This is a genomic window from Bradyrhizobium sp. (assembly GCF_050014615.1).
Lineage (GTDB): Bacteria > Pseudomonadota > Alphaproteobacteria > Rhizobiales > Xanthobacteraceae > Bradyrhizobium.
Window position 1 is genome coordinate 26,817 of record NZ_JBEKCZ010000013.1, and the last position, 17,901, is coordinate 44,717.

General features: G+C 61.7%; 18 protein-coding genes. 6 read left to right on the forward strand and 12 right to left on the reverse strand.

The annotated features are described in order from the left end of the window. Window positions 1–6: 6 nt before the first annotated feature. On the reverse strand, window positions 7–1,176 hold the full coding sequence (locus ABR948_RS03840; protein WP_428114109.1) for an FAD-dependent monooxygenase: 1,170 nt from the start codon (window positions 1,174–1,176) through the stop codon (window positions 7–9). 173 nt (window positions 1,177–1,349) lie between these two features. Between ABR948_RS03840 and ABR948_RS03845 the strand changes: the two genes are divergently transcribed. Both ABR948_RS03845 and ABR948_RS03850 read left to right on the forward strand, forming a co-directional pair. Further along, window positions 1,350–2,279 (forward strand): LysR family transcriptional regulator, encoded by a 930-nt coding sequence (locus ABR948_RS03845; RefSeq protein WP_428114110.1) that lies wholly within the window; start codon window positions 1,350–1,352, stop codon window positions 2,277–2,279. After that, a complete protein-coding gene (locus tag ABR948_RS03850; RefSeq protein WP_428114111.1) occupies window positions 2,276–3,115 on the forward strand; it encodes a VOC family protein in 840 nt (279 codons plus the stop codon). Before ABR948_RS03845 ends, ABR948_RS03850 begins: the two co-directional genes overlap by 4 nt. 1 nt (window position 3,116) lies before the next feature. Here the strand turns inward: ABR948_RS03850 and ABR948_RS03855 are convergent, their stop codons facing one another. From ABR948_RS03855 to ABR948_RS03885, 7 genes are all read right to left on the reverse strand, one after another. Beyond that, complete coding sequence (locus tag ABR948_RS03855) at window positions 3,117–3,896, reverse strand: ABC transporter ATP-binding protein (RefSeq protein WP_428114112.1); 780 nt, start codon at window positions 3,894–3,896, stop codon at window positions 3,117–3,119. Next, window positions 3,893–4,708 (reverse strand): ABC transporter permease, encoded by an 816-nt coding sequence (locus ABR948_RS03860; RefSeq protein ID WP_428114113.1) that lies wholly within the window; start codon window positions 4,706–4,708, stop codon window positions 3,893–3,895. The genes ABR948_RS03855 and ABR948_RS03860 overlap by 4 nt, the downstream gene beginning before the upstream one ends. A gap of 25 nt (window positions 4,709–4,733) precedes the next feature. Next, window positions 4,734–5,648, reverse strand: coding sequence for an ABC transporter substrate-binding protein (locus tag ABR948_RS03865; RefSeq protein WP_428114114.1), 915 nt, complete (start codon window positions 5,646–5,648; stop codon window positions 4,734–4,736). A gap of 98 nt (window positions 5,649–5,746) precedes the next feature. Further along, entirely contained in the window at window positions 5,747–7,339 is a 1,593-nt protein-coding gene (locus tag ABR948_RS03870) for a UbiD family decarboxylase (protein WP_428114115.1), read from the reverse strand. A gap of 6 nt (window positions 7,340–7,345) precedes the next feature. Next, window positions 7,346–8,908, reverse strand: coding sequence for a class I adenylate-forming enzyme family protein (locus tag ABR948_RS03875; protein ID WP_428114116.1), 1,563 nt, complete (start codon window positions 8,906–8,908; stop codon window positions 7,346–7,348). Window positions 8,909–8,922: 14 nt separating this feature from the next. After that, the gene (locus ABR948_RS03880; protein ID WP_428114117.1) at window positions 8,923–9,339 is read right to left on the reverse strand and encodes a PaaI family thioesterase; all 417 of its coding nucleotides are present in this window, start codon (window positions 9,337–9,339) and stop codon (window positions 8,923–8,925) included. A gap of 123 nt (window positions 9,340–9,462) precedes the next feature. Next, window positions 9,463–10,467: a zinc-binding dehydrogenase gene (locus tag ABR948_RS03885; protein ID WP_490337835.1), complete on the reverse strand. Its 1,005-nt coding sequence runs from the start codon at window positions 10,465–10,467 to the stop codon at window positions 9,463–9,465. 648 nt (window positions 10,468–11,115) lie between these two features. On the opposite strand from ABR948_RS03885, the gene ABR948_RS03890 reads away from it, so the two are divergent. Then, a complete protein-coding gene (locus tag ABR948_RS03890; RefSeq protein ID WP_428114119.1) occupies window positions 11,116–11,619 on the forward strand; it encodes an Lrp/AsnC family transcriptional regulator in 504 nt (167 codons plus the stop codon). 57 nt (window positions 11,620–11,676) lie between these two features. Here the strand turns inward: ABR948_RS03890 and ABR948_RS03895 are convergent, their stop codons facing one another. Both ABR948_RS03895 and ABR948_RS03900 read right to left on the reverse strand, forming a co-directional pair. Beyond that, entirely contained in the window at window positions 11,677–12,216 is a 540-nt protein-coding gene (locus ABR948_RS03895; RefSeq protein ID WP_428114120.1) for a TIGR02444 family protein, read from the reverse strand. Beyond that, a complete protein-coding gene (locus ABR948_RS03900; protein ID WP_428114121.1) occupies window positions 12,213–12,809 on the reverse strand; it encodes a UbiX family flavin prenyltransferase in 597 nt (198 codons plus the stop codon). The genes ABR948_RS03895 and ABR948_RS03900 overlap by 4 nt, the downstream gene beginning before the upstream one ends. A 405-nt stretch (window positions 12,810–13,214) precedes the next feature. Here ABR948_RS03900 and ABR948_RS03905 point away from each other — a divergent pair, with 405 nt between their 5' ends. Both ABR948_RS03905 and ABR948_RS03910 read left to right on the forward strand, forming a co-directional pair. After that, window positions 13,215–13,937: an aspartate/glutamate racemase family protein gene (locus ABR948_RS03905; protein WP_428114122.1), complete on the forward strand. Its 723-nt coding sequence runs from the start codon at window positions 13,215–13,217 to the stop codon at window positions 13,935–13,937. A gap of 62 nt (window positions 13,938–13,999) precedes the next feature. Next, the gene (locus ABR948_RS03910; RefSeq protein ID WP_428114123.1) at window positions 14,000–14,980 is read left to right on the forward strand and encodes a Bug family tripartite tricarboxylate transporter substrate binding protein; all 981 of its coding nucleotides are present in this window, start codon (window positions 14,000–14,002) and stop codon (window positions 14,978–14,980) included. A 40-nt stretch (window positions 14,981–15,020) separates the two neighbouring features. Here the strand turns inward: ABR948_RS03910 and ABR948_RS03915 are convergent, their stop codons facing one another. Next, window positions 15,021–15,812: an SDR family NAD(P)-dependent oxidoreductase gene (locus ABR948_RS03915; RefSeq protein WP_428114124.1), complete on the reverse strand. Its 792-nt coding sequence runs from the start codon at window positions 15,810–15,812 to the stop codon at window positions 15,021–15,023. A gap of 195 nt (window positions 15,813–16,007) precedes the next feature. On the opposite strand from ABR948_RS03915, the gene ABR948_RS03920 reads away from it, so the two are divergent. Beyond that, window positions 16,008–16,505: a MarR family winged helix-turn-helix transcriptional regulator gene (locus tag ABR948_RS03920; protein WP_428114125.1), complete on the forward strand. Its 498-nt coding sequence runs from the start codon at window positions 16,008–16,010 to the stop codon at window positions 16,503–16,505. 35 nt (window positions 16,506–16,540) lie between these two features. Here ABR948_RS03920 and ABR948_RS03925 read toward each other — a convergent pair whose 3' ends face one another. Then, window positions 16,541–17,773, reverse strand: coding sequence for a rhodanese-like domain-containing protein (locus tag ABR948_RS03925; RefSeq protein WP_428114126.1), 1,233 nt, complete (start codon window positions 17,771–17,773; stop codon window positions 16,541–16,543). Window positions 17,774–17,901 lie beyond the last annotated feature (128 nt).

The window sequence follows — 17,901 nt, forward strand, 5'->3', positions numbered from 1 at the left end:
ACCCGCTCATGCTGCTGCCGATTTCTGGGTGGTGCCCGGCGTGGGCGCGGGCTCGTCCAGCGAGATGTTCCAGGCGTCGTAGCCATAGAGCCAGCTCGGATCATCATTGCCGCCACTCATCCAGGTGTTGGCGCTGGAAATCTGCTGGATTTTGGAGGTGCGCGGCTTTCGATGCGCCTCGAAGCGCTTGAAGGCCGCTTCGATTCCATCGATCGATACGTCCTTCAGACAGCGCGCCAGCACCGCGGCGTCCTCGATCGAGGTCGCCGCACCCTGCGCCATATAAGGTGTCATCGGGTGGCAGGCGTCGCCGATCAGCACGACCCTGCCCTGGCTCCAGGTCGGCAGCGGTTCGCGCTCCAGGATCGCCCATTTGTGACAATCAGGGCAGGCATCGAGCACCATCCGCACCTCGGGATGGAAGCCGGCATAGGCCGCGCGCAACTCATTGACGTCACCCTTGGCCGACCATGATTCCTTGGTCACCCAGTCCGCCGGCTCCGGCACGCTGGTGACGAAGTAAAGCTGGCTGCGGTCCTTGGTGGTGTAGTAAATGACGATGTGGCGATCCTCGCCCCACCATTTGGTGCGGGAGCGGGAAATTTCCTTCGGCATCAGGTTGGAATTAAATACCGAGCGGTACGCGATACGGCCGCGATGAATCGGCTTGTCGGGGCCGATGATGATGTCGCGCACCAGCGAGTGAACGCCGTCCGCGCCGATCACGGCGTCGGCCGTGGCCGTCGTGCCGTCGGCGAAGGCGAGCGTCACCGGTCCACCGTTCTGCTCCAGCCCGACCAGTTTCTTGTTCAGGTGAATGATCTCGTTCGGCACGATCGAGGTCAGCGCCTCATGCAGGTCGGCGCGATGCATGCAGAGGAACGGCGCCCCGTAGAGATCTTCCGGCATCGGCAGCTCGCGCTTGAGCTCGCCGGTGTCGCCGACGCGGTTGAGGTGGGAGTACGGCGCGAATGCATGCGCGCGCAGCATGTCCTCGACACCGATGCCGCGCAGCACCTTCATCGAGTTCGGCAGCATCTGAATGCCGGCGCCGATGCGGCCGAACTGATGCGCCTGTTCGTAGACCTGGACGTCGATGCCGGCCTGCCGCAGCGTGCCGGCCGCGGCCATGCCGCCCATCCCGGCGCCAACGATTGCAATTTTGGGGGTCGCCATGGTCTCGCTGCTCCTTGGAAAGACTTGATCCGGGAAAGATCCGAGAAAGAGTTGGGAGACCATCCTACGTCTGCCTCCAGCGCCAACATTGGCTTTGTTCTTTGGTATGTAAAATATATCTTTAATACCAAATCGATATTTTATAAGTATATCTCTCGCGGAGGGAGAAGCGCTTGGAACTCAGGCATTTGCGCTATTTCGTGGCGGTCGCCGAGGACGGCTCGGTCACGCGGGCGGCCCGTCGGCTCAACATGGCGCAACCGCCGCTGAGCCAGCAAATCCGAAGCCTGGAGACCGAACTGGGCGTGCGGCTGTTTGATCGGGTCGCCAAGCGCGTCATCCTGAACGCGGCCGGCAAGCAATTTCTCGAAGACGCCCGTCGCACGCTCGACAGCGCCGCGACCGCGATGATGCGGGTGCGGCGCTTCGACCGCGGGGAACAGGGCCATATCGCCTGCGGGTTCACCAGTTCCGCGTCGTTGCATCATTTGGCACCGCGGCTGATCCGGGCGTTCCGCGAGGCCTATCCGCTGGCGACCTTTGACGTCGAAGAGCGCGAGACATTTGAATTATTGTCCGGGGTCGATGAAAAGCGCCTCGACATCGCGTTCGTCCGCACCACCGGCTCGGACCTGCCCGCCCTGCAGAGCCATGTCCTGCATGAAGAAGCGTTCGTGGCGGCGCTGCCATCCGATCACAGGCTCGCCCGGTCGGTCTCGCCGGTCGCGCTCTCAGTGCTGATGCAGGAACGGCTGGTGCTCTATCGGCGTCCCGATGGCTTCGGAATCTTCGAGGTGCTGATGAACGCGTTGCGCCGGGCCGGCTTCGAACCGCAGGTGGCGGAGCAGGTTCCGCGCATCATCACCGCGATTAATCTCGTTGCCGCCGGACAGGGAATCTCGCTGGTGCCCGAGTCCATGCGCACATTGCATAATGACAGCGTCGTCTACCGCAGGCTGGTTCGCGGCGCGCTGCCGCCGATGCCGCTGAACCTGGTGTTTCGGCGCGACAATCCTTCCGCATTGGTACGCAACTTCATCGAAGTGGCGCGCGAAGTCGGTTATCCTGGAAAGCCGCGCTCAGACCGGAACCAATCACGATGACATTCTCGCTCGACCATGTGGTGATCAACACGCTGTTCGACATGGACCGCGCCGCGGCGCTAATGTCGCAACTCGGCTTCACGCTGACGCCGCGAGGCTTTCATTCGCTTGGCTCGATCAACCATTTGATGGTGTTCGAGGGTCACTATCTGGAGCTGATCGGCCTGCCGCTGAAGACGGAAGTCCTGCGACGCGAGGTCCTGGAGAGCCCGCTCGGCCTGAACGGGCTGGTTTTCCAGGCTCCCGACATCGACGCCTGCATCAGCCAGTTACGGGAAAGCGGCCTCACCATGCTCGAGCCGCAGAGTTTCTCGCGGCCGGTGACCATCGACGGTGTCGAGCAACTTGCACGATTCCGGACGGCACGGACCGCGCCGGAGCTTTTCGAGGCCGGACGGGTCTATTACTGCCAGCACTATACGCCTGAACTGGTCTGGCATCGCCAATGGATGTCTCACGCCAATAGATGCAGCGGCCTGAGCGAGCTGGTGGTGGTGACTGGCACGATCGAAACCGACGTGTCGCGCTATGCCAAGGCGGCCCGGGCTCCGGCGGAACAAGGAGAAAGCGGCGTCTGGACGATCGACCTGGTTGACACCTTTCGCATCACACTACTTTCGCCGGCGCGCTATCGCGAACGCTACGGCGAGCTCTGTGTCGAAGCCAATGGCCGCGACAGTTTCTTTGGCGCGATCGTGTTCAGGACCGCTGATATCGATCGCATCCGCGATCTCGCGGCCGCTCTCCCCGAACTACGTTCGGGGGCCGGCGAACATTCCCTGGCTTTGCTGGCACCGTTTCTCAATACGCTGTTCGAATTTCGCGGCGACCGGTAACTCAGTCGCTGTCGCCGAGCGCTTCCCATATCGCGCGGGTATAGGCAGAAAATTCCGGACTCCCACGCAGCGCGCGCAGGTTCCGGGGCCGCGGCAGATCAATCCGATGCTCTGCGACGATGCGAGCCGGCCGCGGCGAAAACACCAGGACCCGGTCCGCCAGCGCAACCGCCTCTTCAATGTCGTGGGTGACGAACAGGATGCTGCGCCGCTCCGCTTCCCAGATGCGCAACAACTCGCGCCCCATCACCGCCTTGGTCTGGAAGTCGAGCGCGCCGAATGGTTCATCCATCAGCATCACGGCGGGTTCATAGGCCAGCATGCGGCCAAGCGAAACACGGTGACGCATGCCGCCGGACAACTGCGCGGGATAGGCGTCGCGAAATTCGGACAGGCGCAGCAACGCCAGCAGATCGGCCATGCGTTGTTTCCACAGCGCGGGCGGCACACCCGCCAGGGCAAGACCGACTTCGATATTCTGGCGCACCGTCTGCCAGGGCAGCAGCGTATCCTTTTGAAACATGAAGCCGATATGTTCGGGCGGACCATTTACCGTTTTGCCGTCGACGGTGATGGTGCCGCTCTCGGCGGCGTTGAGGCCCGCGATCGCGCGCAGGATGGTCGACTTGCCGCAGCCGCTGGGTCCGACCAGGACGACGAATTCGGCCTTGTCGACCGCGAGGCTGACGCGATCGACGACCTGCAGGCGGCCGCGCGGGGTCTCGTAGGAGACCGAGACATGATCGAGCAGGATGCGAGGAGCCTCGGCCGTGGCGATCATCTTGCTTCACGGCGCCAATGCAGCGCCCTTTGTTCGATCATGAAGATGATCTGGTTGGCGATCATCGCCAGCAGCATCAGCAGGAACAGGCCCGCAAACACGCCGGTGGTATCGAGCTGGCCGCCGGCGCGCACCACATACCAGCCGAGGCCGCGGTTGGCGCCGATCAGTTCGCCGACCACCGCGCCCACCAGCGACAGGCCGATGCCGATGCGAAAGGACGCAATCAGCCAGGGGACGATCGAGGGGATTGTCACCTTGCGCATGATGTAGGACCGCGGCGCGCGCATCGTGTGCATCAGATCGATCATATCGGGATCGACGGTGCGAATGCCTTCGGTGACGTTGAGAATGAAAACGAACAGCACCATGGAAAAGGACATCATGACCTTGGAGAAAAGGCTGATGCCGAACCACAGGATGAACATCGGCGCCAGCGCAACGCGCGGCAGACCATAGAGACCCATCACGAAGGGATCGATGATCTTGGCGGCGCGCCGGTAATGCGCCAGGGCAATGCCGATCGGGGTGCCGACGACCGCCCCCAGGAAAAGCCCGAGCAGGGCCTCCGAGACCGTGGCGTCGACATGCCGCCAGACCTCGCCGCTTTTCACCAACGCAACGAGTCTCTCGCCGATCAGGCTGGGCCGGCTGCTCCAGAATTCGTTGAACAGACGCCCGGCGGAAAATTCCCAGATCAGCAGCAATCCGGCGACCAGCACCAGACGCCAGACAAAGGCAGAAACATCCAAACCGTCACGTGCCGGCCTGCTTGGCGCGAGGATTTCTTCGGCAATGACGGGATCGGTCATGGGATCATTCGGTGGGTCATTTAGTTCATGGCAGATAGCGAAGCGCGACGACGTCCTGGTAGTTCAGTTCCTTCACGGTCGGGTCGGCCACGCGCAACATCTCCAGCGCGGTCTTGAATCCGGCCTCCTGCGCGTGCCCGTCATGCGACAGGCTGCGCTCAGTCGCATCCTTGGCAACCATAACGACGAGGTCCGGCGACAGCGCCGGAAACCGTTCATGAACGGCGGCCTGTACCGCCTTCTGATCGGTCTGGATGATCTGCTCGGCCTTGACGACGGCGCGCGCCACGGCATGCGCGGTGGCATCGTTAGCCTTCAGCCAGCTGCCGACGGCGATGAGATCGAGCGCCATATAATCGAGCTCGCGGAAATCAGCGACGAACTTGTACTTTCCCGTGGCCATGTCGGCCTGGACGTCCGGTGTCGTGAACATGCCGGCGGCGACCGACCCGGTGTCGAGCGCGGCGCGCATCGAACCTCCGGTTCCTGCAGCAATGATCTCGTAATCGCTGTCCGGATTGAGGCCCAGCTTTCGGATCATGAAGCGGAGCGTGTTGTCGGTGAGGCTGCCGGGCGAGGTAATCCCAACCGGTTTGTCGCGCAGGCTTTTCAGATCGGTCGCGGGTGATCCGATCGGCGCCAGCAGCGAATAGGGATGCTTGTCGAGCAGGGCGACCAGGACTGTCCCCCCGAGTCCACGGCTGGCCAACCGCATCGCATGATCGCCGGCACAGATGCACAGATCTATTCCGCCCCCCGCCAGGGCCTGCACGGCGGGTCCTCCGCCATCGAAGTCGACGATTTCGGCGGTAATCCCCTCAGCCTGGAACAGCTTTTGTTGAATCGCGACCACGACGGGGATCGACGCAATCGAGAGCTGGGCCGAACCAATGCGAAGTGTCGTCTCCGCACGTGCCGTGCCCGTATGCAACGCGATCATGGTCCCGGCACAAACCACCAAAGTAGCAAGGCGAACGATTGAGCGTGTCGGTATTCGCAGGTTGAGTATCCCGATCCCGTTCATCCCGCGCGCCGATCTCAATTCGGCAGCTTGGCGGCGAAGACCGAATTGCGAAGGCAGAGGCAGCCCTTGGGATCCTGCCATAATCTCTCCTGTTCGTGCAAAAGACCGACCGCCCGCGCCACCGCGTTGAACTCATAATCCGAGAAGCGTTCCGCGACATCGGTAAAGTACAGCGGCGTCTTCTCGAGGACCGCGGCAATCTCTTCCGCGAGCTTGCCGATGACTTCGTCGGATGCCTTCCTGGCCTCACGGTCGGCCTTGCCGCCGATATAGTCGGTGATCCTGGCAGTGTCGGCGTAAGCGTAGGTGATGCGCTCGTAACGTTCCTTGGGAATGCCCTCGGAGATCGTCGCATCGATGCCCACCTTGGCGGTGGTCGGCACGATGCCATGCGGCGTCGGCGCGAGACTGGGATCCAGCGGTTTGCCGCGGGCATTGCTGACGATCAGGATGTCGCGGTCGCCCTGGACCCGGGTCGCGATCGCCCATTCGACTTCGACCGGATTAAAGACGTCGATATCGTCATCGACCACGACGACGTGCTTGATATCCATGACCGACAGAGCGGCCAGCAACGCGTTCTTGCCGTCGCCGGCCTGCTTCTTGATCGAGATCACGGCGTGCCAGAAGGTGACGCCACCCATCGTCATATTGATGTCCTTGACGACGACGCCGGCGGTGCGCAACGCCTGCCGGATCGCCGCATAGCGGGTCGGCGCCATCAGCCAGGTATTTTCCCAGGGCATGTGCAGCGAGTAATAGACCGCGTCGCGCCGCATCGAGACTGCTTTCACCCGGACGACCGGGTTCCAGTGCAGGCCGCCCATCAGCCAGGTGAATTCGCCGAAACGACCTTCCGGCTGGGTCCAGCCTGTCGGCAGCACCTCGGCTTCCAGAACGATTTCGGCATCGGCAAGATAGGGAACATCGACGGTCTCGCAGGCCGCCAACTGGACCGCCCGGCCGCGAATGCCGCCCGCGATCGCCATTTCGTCGGTGCCGAGCGGCGCCTTGAAGCCGGCGCCGAGCAATTCGATCGGATGCGTTCCGATGCTGATCGAGATCGGCAAAGGCTTGTTCGCCTCCAACGCACGCTGAACGAACAGCCGCATGTTGTTGGGCGTGACGATGTCGATGCCGGTCAGGTTCTTTTCCTTGACCATGAAGCGATAGATGCCGGTGTTGATCCCGTATTCGGGATCGCGGGCCATGACGACCCCGGCGGTGATCATCGGGCCACCGTCATAGATCGACGACATCGGGATCGGAAGCTTGTAGAGATCGACCTCATCGCCCTTCATGACGATCTCGCGCGTCGGCGAACTCGCCACCCGCTCGGGCGCAATCGGGTTGTTGAGACCCTGCTTCAGCCGTTCCTCGATCTGCAGATACTCAGTCGCACCCATCGCCATCATGGCGCGTTCGCGGGTACGGATAATCCCCGACACCACCGGGATGTCGTAGCCAATGACGTTGTGAAAGAACAACGCCTTGTCGGATTGGTCGACCAGGGTCGCAATATGGCGGATATCGATCGGTTGATGAAAATCGACCAACTCGTCTGCCTGACGCAGATGGTCGAGGAATCCGCGGAACGTCTCGTCCATCCGGTGCTATCTCCGTGCCGTGTTGTCTTGGCTACCATTCAAAGACTGCGCCGTCGATGCCGTGCCACGCATCAACTTTGCGGCAGCGAGATCACGCAACGCGTTGCGATCGACCTTGTTGGTCGAGGCCAGCGGAAGGCTCTCAACAAACCAGATCGAGCGCGGGTGCTGGTAGGCGGGAGCATTTTCCAGGGCAAAGGCCTTCAGGCTGCTCTCCGAGAGCTCGCTCCCTGCTCGCGCCACCACGAATGCCACGGGCTTGGTGCCCTTGATGTCGTCGGGAACGGGCACGACGCAGGCCTGGATCACGTCAGGATGTGTTTCCAGCATTTTTTCCACTTCGCCCGGGAAAATATTTTCGCCGCCGCTCACGAACATGTCATCGGTGCGGCCGACGAAAAAGTAGAAGCCGTTTTCGTCGCGCCGGAACACGTCGCCGGTGACGTAGAACCCGTCGGCGGTAATGGGAGGCGCGAGGTCCGGGCGGTTATGATAACCGGTCATGATCGCCGGGCATTTCATCTCGAGCACGCCGGTGTCGGCGGGGGTTCCATCCTCGCCGATCAGCCGCATTTGCACTTTGGGGTGCGGATAGCCGACCGACATTTCAGGCTGCGGCAATCCTTTGGGATGGGGCCCGAAAACGACAGGGCCGGCCTCCGTGGTCCCGTAAGCATTGGTCACCGCCGCGGATGGCAGCGCGCGGTGGATCGCCTCCAGCAGGCTGTGGCTGACAGGCGCCGACCCCATGCGCAGGAACTCGACGCTGGAAAGGTCCGTCGCCGCCAACCTTTCCTTGTCGTTCAGCATCATGGCGATCATCGGTGGAACGGCCGTGAGCCACGTACAATGATAGGTCTCGATGGCTCGCAGATAGAGTTGCGCGGTGAACTGCGGCAGTAAAATCACGGTCGCGTGGGCGGCATGCGCCAGTTGGCTCATGGCGAGCGCGTTCATATGATAGAGCGGTGCGGCGACCAGAAAACGATGGCGCGACATATCCTGAGCGGCCATTCGTTGTTCGACAACCCAGATATGGCTTTGGTGCGAGAGCACGACACCCTTGGGACGTCCCGTCGACCCTGAAGTGTAGAGAAACATCGCCGGCTCACCGCGCTCCGCCACCAGCGGCGTGAACGGACCCCGTTCGATGAAATCGGCGAACTCGCTGTTGTCGCCGTCAAACCTGATGCGCGGCAAATTCTCAGGCGCGCTGTCGAAGCGTATGGCATCGCAGAACACCAGCTTTGCGCCGGAATTCCGGATAATATAATCGATCGTGGCTGCCGGAAATTTGAAGTTGACCGGAACCGCCACGAACCCGGCGCGCATGATGCCGTGAACCGTCGTGAGGTATTCGAAACGATTGGCCGACAGAATCGCAATCCGATCGCCACGCGCCAGCCCGCGCGTGGTGAGAGCCCGGGCAACCGCATTGGCCTGTCCCTCGAAATCCCGGTAGCTGAAGCGGCGTTCCCGACCGGTGCCCAGATCGATGATGGCGATCTTGTCGGGATCGCCCGTCGACGTCAGCGATCCCAGATTTGTGAACGCAGAGGCTTTGGGCACCGCGGAAACCCCGATCAGGCCGGCGGCGTTGTCAGGTAGGTCCCGCGGCCGCTTGCCAAGAGGCGCCCCTCATGATCGAACACCTTGGCTTCCGCAACCGAGAACTGCTTGCCGAAATGCACGATCTCGCCGCGGACCGTCAGCACACCTGGCATCGCGGCGCGATGATAGTCGACGCGCAGGTCGATGGTCGGGACCCCGCGCCCGGTCTTGGAAACCATGGCCCAGTCCGCTGTGAGATCGACCAGCGTCGCCAGGATGCCGCCATGGGTATAGCCGCGATCGGGGTTCACCACCCACTCCTCGCGCCAGGTCGCCGTCAGCTCGATCGTGCCGCTGCCGACCGCGATGACTTTCAAGCCGAGCCATTGATGAAACGGACCGCGCGATAACAGCTTCTGTACGTCGTCGACACTGGGAATTTCACTCATCTGACGAAACCTTTTCTTGGTCCGCGTCTCCTGAAGCAGTTGAACAGGTTCGCAAGGACCGGGGATCAGAGACTCACTTCGCCGCCCTTCCCGCGCCAAGTCGCGTCGGGAAGATCGGATAAATCAGGGCACCACGACCACCTTGCCGATGACTTCGCGATCCCTGATGAGGCGCAAACCTTCCGCCGCCTGATCGAGCGTCAGGACCTCGTCGATGACCGGCTTGATCTTCTTCTCGACGATCATCTTCATGAGATCGATCAGATTTTCCTCATAGAAGCTGTTCGAGCCGATCACCTTCAGCTCGAAGCTCCATACATAGCGCAGATCCTCCTTCGGATCATGTCCCGCGGTGGCGCCGCACACCAGCAGGCTTCCGCCACGCTTGAGGCAGCGCAGCGACGGCACCCAGGTGTCGCCGCCGGTGAAGTTGATCACGACATCGACGCCACCTTCATAGCTGCGCCGTTGCGGTTTGCCATATTTCTCAATGGCCCATTTCGAAAAGTCGACTTCCTTGTAGTTGATCGCCTCGTCGGCGCCCATCGCCTTGAGCTTTTCCATCTTCTCGGCGCTGCTGGCGCAGGCGATGACTTCGGCACCGAGCAATTTGCTCAGGATCACGCAGCCGGTACCGACCCCGCCGCTGGCGCCCAGGATCAGGACGCGATCACCCTTGCGGATGGTGTTGTGGGTAATCAGCATGCGATGCGCCGTCCCATAAGCCACTGGAAGGGACGCCGCTTCCTCGAAGCTGATGCCATCGGGCATGGCGATCAGCTGATCGGCCTCGACCAGGCAATATTCCGCCATGCCGCCGTCAAGCATTTCGCCCATCAGGCCTTTTTTCTTGTTCAACGGGTTGACGAGAACACGACTGCCGATTTTCCAGCCGGAAACCCCGTCGCCGATTTCGACGATCTCGCCGGCCATATCGAGACCGATAACAACCGGCAGCGGCACCTTGATGCCGGGCATGCCCTGCACCGTGAACACATCGTGATAATTGAATGACGAGGCGCGGACGCGGATGACGACCGCCCCGGGCTTGGCTTTCGGTTTGGGGTGATCCTGCACCACAGTGAGATTTTCGAGCCCACCATGCTGGCGCAGAACCAGCGCTCTCATCGTTTCTGACATTTCATGTTCCCGTTCAGTTGCAACCATGCCTTCAAGCGTTGTCAGGCGCGAGTGCAGGCGATTCCCAAGCGCTACGTTGGACGGCAATTAGCAGCGCAACCACGCGTCGTCGAGCCGGCGAGTGCTCTTCCCTTTGCCGAAAACTTCAAAACTGGGTTTATTGCCGGTAGCAGACCAACAAGCCTTCCGAACCGGCGGACTTTCTGAATCTCCCAGATGGAAATATATTTCCCCGAAATGGGCCGCATATCAAGATCTATTTCTTCGAATATCCAATATGAGGGTATAAAATCTCATTATTTAAATGATTGCAGCAATTATAGTCCAAAATATGGGCGCTCCGCGGCATGACGCTGCCGAAGGGCTGGCGCGGCGTTTACTCGACCCGCGACATCGTCGGCCGATTTGCGTTGCCACCGTTCAGGGATTTATCGCAATCACCGCCAGCCTTCCGCGGTCGTTAAAGAGAGTCTCAAAGCGACGACGTCTTCTGTCATCCCGCGCCGCGCAGGTGCGACGGCCGCCCCGCTGGCTCGGCTCGTTTTGCCTTGGCGACCGCGGCGAGCTTGATATGGCAAACCTCGCATTTGTGTTACCAAATCTTCTGGCGCCAGGTTTAGGGGACGGGGATTGCGCATGGATGATCTCGACTTCACGCTTCTGCAAATCCTGCAGGAGGATGCGACGCTGAAAGTGGCTGAAATAGCCGAACAGGTGGGGCTTTCTCCGACGCCCTGCTGGCGACGCATTCAGAAACTTGAGGAAGAAGGCGTCATTCGCAAACGCGTCGCCCTGCTTGACCCGGTGAAGCTGCAAGTCGGCGTGACCGTTTTTATTGCCGTCCGTACCAATCAGCACAATGCCGCATGGGTTAAGAAGTTTTCCGCGATCGTGATGTCGATTCCGGAAATCGTCGAGTTCTACCGGATGAGCGGCGACGTCGATTATCTTCTTCGCGCCGTGGTCCCTGATATCGCCGGTTACGATGCTGTGTACAAAAGACTGATCGAAAAGATCGAACTCGGAGACGTGAGCTCGAGCTTCGCGATGGAACAGATCAAATTCACCACCGCGTTGCCGCTGCAGTTCGCGATGCGCAGCGAGGCGGCTGCACGAAGCGCCAAGGAAAACAAATCGTGAGGGCAACGCAACACCGGCACGCCGGCAGTTCAGCGCGGGTCCTGTTAGCAAGTGTTGTTAGCAAGTGTCTTGCGTCACCGCGTCGACGACCACGTCGATCGAAGGATGAAGATCTGAAATTGGCTTGCCCGGACGCTTTTCGAGAGCGAGCGTCACCACGCTGCGGAGAACGGAACGCAGCTCCTCTGGAACCAGAAGATCCCGCTCCGGCGGCCTGAGCGGCAAGCGTTCCGCCAGCAGCCTATTTTGCAACCGTTCGGCCGCCAGTTCGGCAGCCTTGATCGTCGACCTGAATGGTTCCGTCTCACCGTTCGGAGCCGGGGACGGCCCGGACTTCAATCGGCCGCGGATGACACGGAGCGGCTGAACGATCTGTTCGCGCCATGGCCGGCACACATCGTCCAGTGCCCTGATCTCGGCAGCGGTCAGCAAGGTCCGATGCCTGGCCGCCGCGAACACGATCATGAGCAACATCATGACATCGACGCCGGCCTCGTCCTGCAGCCTGAGGCAGGCATCGGCGACCCCCGGCTCCGCATAGATGCGAAGGGCGAACGCCCAGCTATCGGCTTCAAGGTCGAGCCGGGACGAACTCATGAATCCGTATTCTTGTTGGAATTCAGCCCGCCCCAGCGGCTCACAGCGGTCGTCTCGATATCGAACAGGTCGAGGACTCGCCCCAACGTATGGTCAACCATCTGCTCCAGGCTTTCCGGGCGGGCATAGAATGCCGGCACCGGCGGATAGACGATGGCGCCCATTTCGGTGGCTGCCGTCATCGAGCGCAGATGGCCGAGATGGAGCGGGGCTTCGCGGACCATCAGGACCAGCCGCCGCCGTTCCTTGAGGACGACGTCTGCGGCCCGTGTGAGCAGCGACGAAGTTACGCCGGTCACAATCTCGGAGAGGCTTCGCATCGAACAGGGCGCGACCACCATGCCGAGCGTCCGGAACGAGCCGCTGGAAATGGTGGCACCGATATTGTCGATCTGGTGTACGACGTCAGCCAGGCCCGAGACGTCGGCGATACTGATATCCAGCTCCTGTGTCAGCGCGATCCGTGCCGACCGGCTGATGACAAGATGGGTTTCGATGTCGGTCGGATGCAGCAGGCGCAACAATCGAACACCGTAGATGGCGCCGGAAGCACCGGTTATTCCGACGATCAATCGCCGCGGGGATGAATTCATCGGAAAGGATCCAGTCCTTGTAATTAATCGCATGCCGCTGGGCTTGAGTACCACAAAATTGATGTCAAAGCGTGCCGGTAGTTCGCAACAAAGCATCCCCCTTCGATCATCGCGCATGTGATCCGCGACCGGCGCAACGGTAGCCCGGCTGGACCTCGTGGTGATTATTCCACCGCAAACGGGACCCGCAAGTTCGTTGGGTTCCGAGGGCGGGACCTTCTTACTCAACCCTGTAAGTTAGATGCTTATTGCCCAATAAAACATCATTCCGACGTAATTTACTCAATAATTCTATGTGTGCGCAAAATATTACTCAAAAATCGATAAAACGAGGAATTTTTGCTAGCCTTGTTGTAGGAATTTGCTATCATCCGATTCTCTCCGGAAGCACTAAGGACCAATGAGATGCGGACGATCGGACTATTGGGCGGCATGAGCTGGGAAAGCACCGCGGTCTATTACCGGTGCATCAACGAGAGCGTCCGCGACCGGCTCGGCGGTCTGCATTCCGCGCAAGTGATCATGCACTCCGTCGACTTCGAAAGCATCGTCGCGCTGCAGAAGGCCGATGCGTGGGACCAGGCCGGGGCCGTGCTTGCAAGGCTGGCACGCAATCTTGAAACCGCCGGCGCCGATTGCATCCTGATCTGCACCAACACCATGCACAAGCTGGCCGACACCGTGCAGCGCGCGGTATCGATTCCGCTGCTGCACATCACCGACGTCACCGGGCAGGCGGTTGCAGCCGCCGGCAAACGCCGGCCGCTGCTGCTCGCGACGCGCTATACGATGGAGCAGGACTTCTACCTCTCGCAATTGCGCGACCAGCATGGCCTTTCACCATTAGTGCCTGACGCCGAGGACCGAACCGCGGTGCACGACATCATCTTCAACGAATTGTGTTGCGGCATGGTCCGCGAAAATTCGCGGCGGCGTTACCTCGATGTCATCGCAACCGCGAAGGCCGCCGGCGCTGACAGCGTAATCCTGGGCTGCACGGAAATTGGTCTGCTGATAGGCCCTCAACACCTCGATTTGCCGGCGTTTGATTCGACCCTGCTGCACGCCGACGCGGCGGTCGCCTTCGCGCTGGAACGACACGATGAACCCGAGCGGAGCGCGGCATAACGCTTGCTTACCCTTTCAGACGCACAGGCATTGCGATAGTTTGTGCGACTTGAAGGGACATCATGAGACTTCCACGCCGTCAATTTCTGTATCGGGCAGCGGGTGCCGCTGCACTTCCACTTCTCTCAACGGCAGCAAGGGCGCAATCCTATCCGACGCGGCCGGTCCGGGTGATCGTTCCGTTTTCACCCGGCGGCCCCACCGATGTGTGCGCCCGCCTCATCGCACAAAGATTGTCGGAACGCCTCGGACAGCAGTTTTATATCGAGAACGTAGCGGGCGCGGGCGGCAACATCGGCACCGGGCAAGCCGCAAGAGCAGCGGCTGACGGATATACGATCCTCATCACCGTGAATAGCTACGTCATCAATCCGACCTTGTACGCCAAGGTTCCCTATCGCGTGCTGCAAGACTTCGATTCCGTCACGCTCGCTATCGGCTTCCCGTCGGCCATGCTGGTCAATCCTTCGGTGCCTGCCACGACCGTCAGGGAGCTTGTCGCGCTCATCAAACAGAGCCCCAGCAAATACAGCTTCGCCTCGCCGGGATTTGGCACGCCGTCGCATCTCTTGGGCGAACAATTCCGCGTCGTGCTGGGCCTCGACCTCGTCCATGTCCCCTATGGCGGCAGCGGTCCGGCCATGATGTCGGCGGTCGCGGGCGACACCCCGATCGCCTTCGCCGCATTGTCGGCGGCCGTGCCGCAGATCCAGGACGGAAAGCTGCGCGCGCTGGCGGTCATGAGCAAGAACCGCTCGCCGGCGCTCCCTGACCTGCCCACCATCGGCGAAGCCGGCTACCCGGAGCTGGACGGCGACGCCTGGATCGGCGCTCTCGTTCCCGCCGGCACGCCCAAGGAAATCATCACGCTGCTCCAGCGCGAAATCGTCACCATCCTGGCACTGCCGGATACCAAGGAGCGCCTGTCCACGCTCGGCCTCGATCCGGTCGGCAGCACGCCGGAGGAATTCACCACGCAGATGAAACTCGAGATGGAGAAATGGGCCAAGGTGATCGAGGCCGCCAAGATCAAGGCCGAGTAGGCCGATCGGCCGGAGCGCCGACGGCGCTCCGGCTTTCCGGTCAGGCGACGTATCGCGCCGCCAGCGCGCCATTCATCAGACCTCCGACCAGCGCTTGACGGGTCTTCTGATGATCCTCCCAAATGGCCTGTTCCGGCAGCGACGGGAATACCCACGACTCGCCCCGATCCAGACCCTTCAGCGCCGCGTCCACCAGATGCTGCGGCTTCATCACCGCGCCGGCCGGCAGATTGGCGACGGGCAGTCCGGCGCTGTTCCAGAAGCCGGTGTCGACCGCTGGCGGGGTGACCACCTGCACCAGCACGCCCTTGCCGGCGACCTCGCCCTGCACGGCTTGCGAGAAGCTGACGACGTAGGCCTTGGACGCGTTATAGACGCCGAACTCGGGCCACGGATGGAACGCCAGCACCGATGCGATATTGACGATGGCGCCGGCGCCCCGCGCCAGAAAGCCGGGGAGCACGGCGCGGGTTAGCCCGGTCAGCGCGGTGATGTTAACAGCGATCGTCTCATCGATCGCCTCGGCGCTCAACCTGGCCAACGGGCCGAAGGTGGCCGCGCCGGCGTTGTTGATCAGGGCTGTAATCGCCGGATCGTTCGAGATCCGCGCCTCAACCCGCGCCAGATCTGCCGTGTCGGCGAGGTTGGCGACGAGGATGTCCACTTTGACATTTGCTTTCTGCTTCACCGCTTTGGCGACCGCATCAAGACTCGACTGTTGACGGCCGACCAGAAGGAGATCGTATCCCCGCTCGGCCAATCCGGCGGCATACAGGGCGCCAACGCCGCCGGTGGCGCCGGTCACAACCGCGGTTCCTTTTAGATCGGACATTTGAAGTCTCCTTTTGCTGGAAGATGATAGTGGTATATGCCACCATTAACTGATGGCATATACCACCTTTTCAAGTCGCCGGCGGCAAGATCAACGGAAGGTGAAGCGGCGTGACCCGCCGCGAGGTTGCGCCGGCACCGGCACGGGTGATGGCATATGCCACCTCTTCCGCGCCGTTCGCGGAGCTCTATATGCATGGGAGTGACAACGGAGATCGCCGTGAAAGACGACATCAAGACGCCAAAGACCCCGGCAGCAAGCGATATGCTGGGCTACTGCAACAACGCCACGCTGCGCAAAGCGGCCCGACGGCTGGGAAAGCTGTACGACGACGTGCTGGAGCCCAGTGGCCTGAAAGCGACCCAATGTGTCCTGCTCACGCAAATTTATGACCTCGGCCATCCGACCATGGCTGACCTCGCCAGGACTCTGCTGATGGATTTGTCCGCCATGCGCCATTCCCTGGGCCCGCTGATCCGCGATGGACTGGTCCTGCTTCAAGTCGATGCCCACGACCGCCGGGTCAAGCGGGTGGTTCTCACGCGCGCCGGGGTGGCGAAATTCAAGCAAGCCATCAAACTCTGGCGCAACGCGCAGGACCGTTTCGAGCAGGCGTTCGGCGCCGCGCGCGCGGAGAAACTGCGTTCCGAATTGAAGTTCGTCACCTCCGAAGCATTCAACGACGTGTTTTAGGCGGCGTCGACAGAGTGTGGTCCGCTCGTCCGGCATCAAATCACGAAGAACCCATGGCTGGCGTCGCGCCGGAGTTGTTCGACCAGGCCATATTCCCAATCCAGATACGCCTGCATCGCGCCGGCATCGACATCGGTGCCCTCATAGGGACGCCGGTAGCGGTGGGAGGGGTCGGGCTTCGGCAAAACCGTCGGTGGTCCCACTTCCAGCGCGCCATCATAGCCGCCATCGAGCACGTAGGTCTCCCATCCCATTTGCGCGAGCCACGACGCCGTCATGTCGGCACGAACCGCCCTATTGTCGGTCAGAAGGATGCGCGCGCCGCGTACCGGCGCCGCCATGTCGATCTCCTGCACCAGCTGCCCACCCGGATAGTGGCGAAACCCGGCGATATGCCCGGCCGCATACTCTTCGACATCGCGCACGTCGAAGCGATAGAGCGTACGCTGGATCTGCGCCGCGAGCGCGACGGTCTCCTCCACGCCGACATGCTTGACGCCGGCACGATAGGCCACGTCGCGGGCATTGACCGTCGCGCCCTCGAACAGGCCGATCCCGCCTCGCCTGACAGCGCCGTGTTCGAGGTCTTGTTGGGCGAGAGTCCAGCCGATCGTTCCGTTGCGCAGCGCCACCACTCTGTTCGCGACACCGGCATTGATCAGCGACTGGGTGCCGATGATCGACCGGGTGCGGCCGGCGCAATTGACGATGATGGTGGTCTTCGGATCCGGCGCGACACGGCCCGCGCGCAGCACCAGTTCGGCGCCGGGTACGCTGACCGAGCCCGGTATGTTCATGGTCGCATATTCATCGAACCGCCGGACATCGAGGATGGCGATATTGGCCTTGCCCGAAATCAGCGAGCCGACTTCTTCCGCGGATAATGAGGGCGTATGCCGGCGCGACTCCACCAACTCGCCAAACGCCTTGGCATAGGAGTTCACATCCCTGAAAATCTCAAAGCCCGCGTTGTTCCAGGCCTGGAGCCCGCCGTCGAGCGCGCGAACGTCGGTGTATCCCAGCGCCCCCAAGCGGTCGATCGCCGCGGCAACAAGCCCTTCGCCGGCATCGTAGACGACGACGGGCACATCCTTGCGCGGCAGCCGCATCTCGGCTTCGAGCGCGATCCGCTCGGCCGCCATGTTGGCGGCGAACAGCGGATGGCCGGTCGCGAAGGCGGCCTCGTGCCGCAGATCGAGCAGCGCGATTTCATCGCGCAGCAACAGGGCGCGGCGGACTTGCGAGGGCGTGACGGAGGGTGCGGTCATGAAGGGCGGGTGGGATGAGGATGGCGGGCAACCTTGCACGGTTGGGGCGGTTGGTTCAACTCGAGGCACACCCCGCGCAGGCGGGCTGACCTGGTTGGCTCCCGGTCCCTTACCCTCCCCTGGAGGGG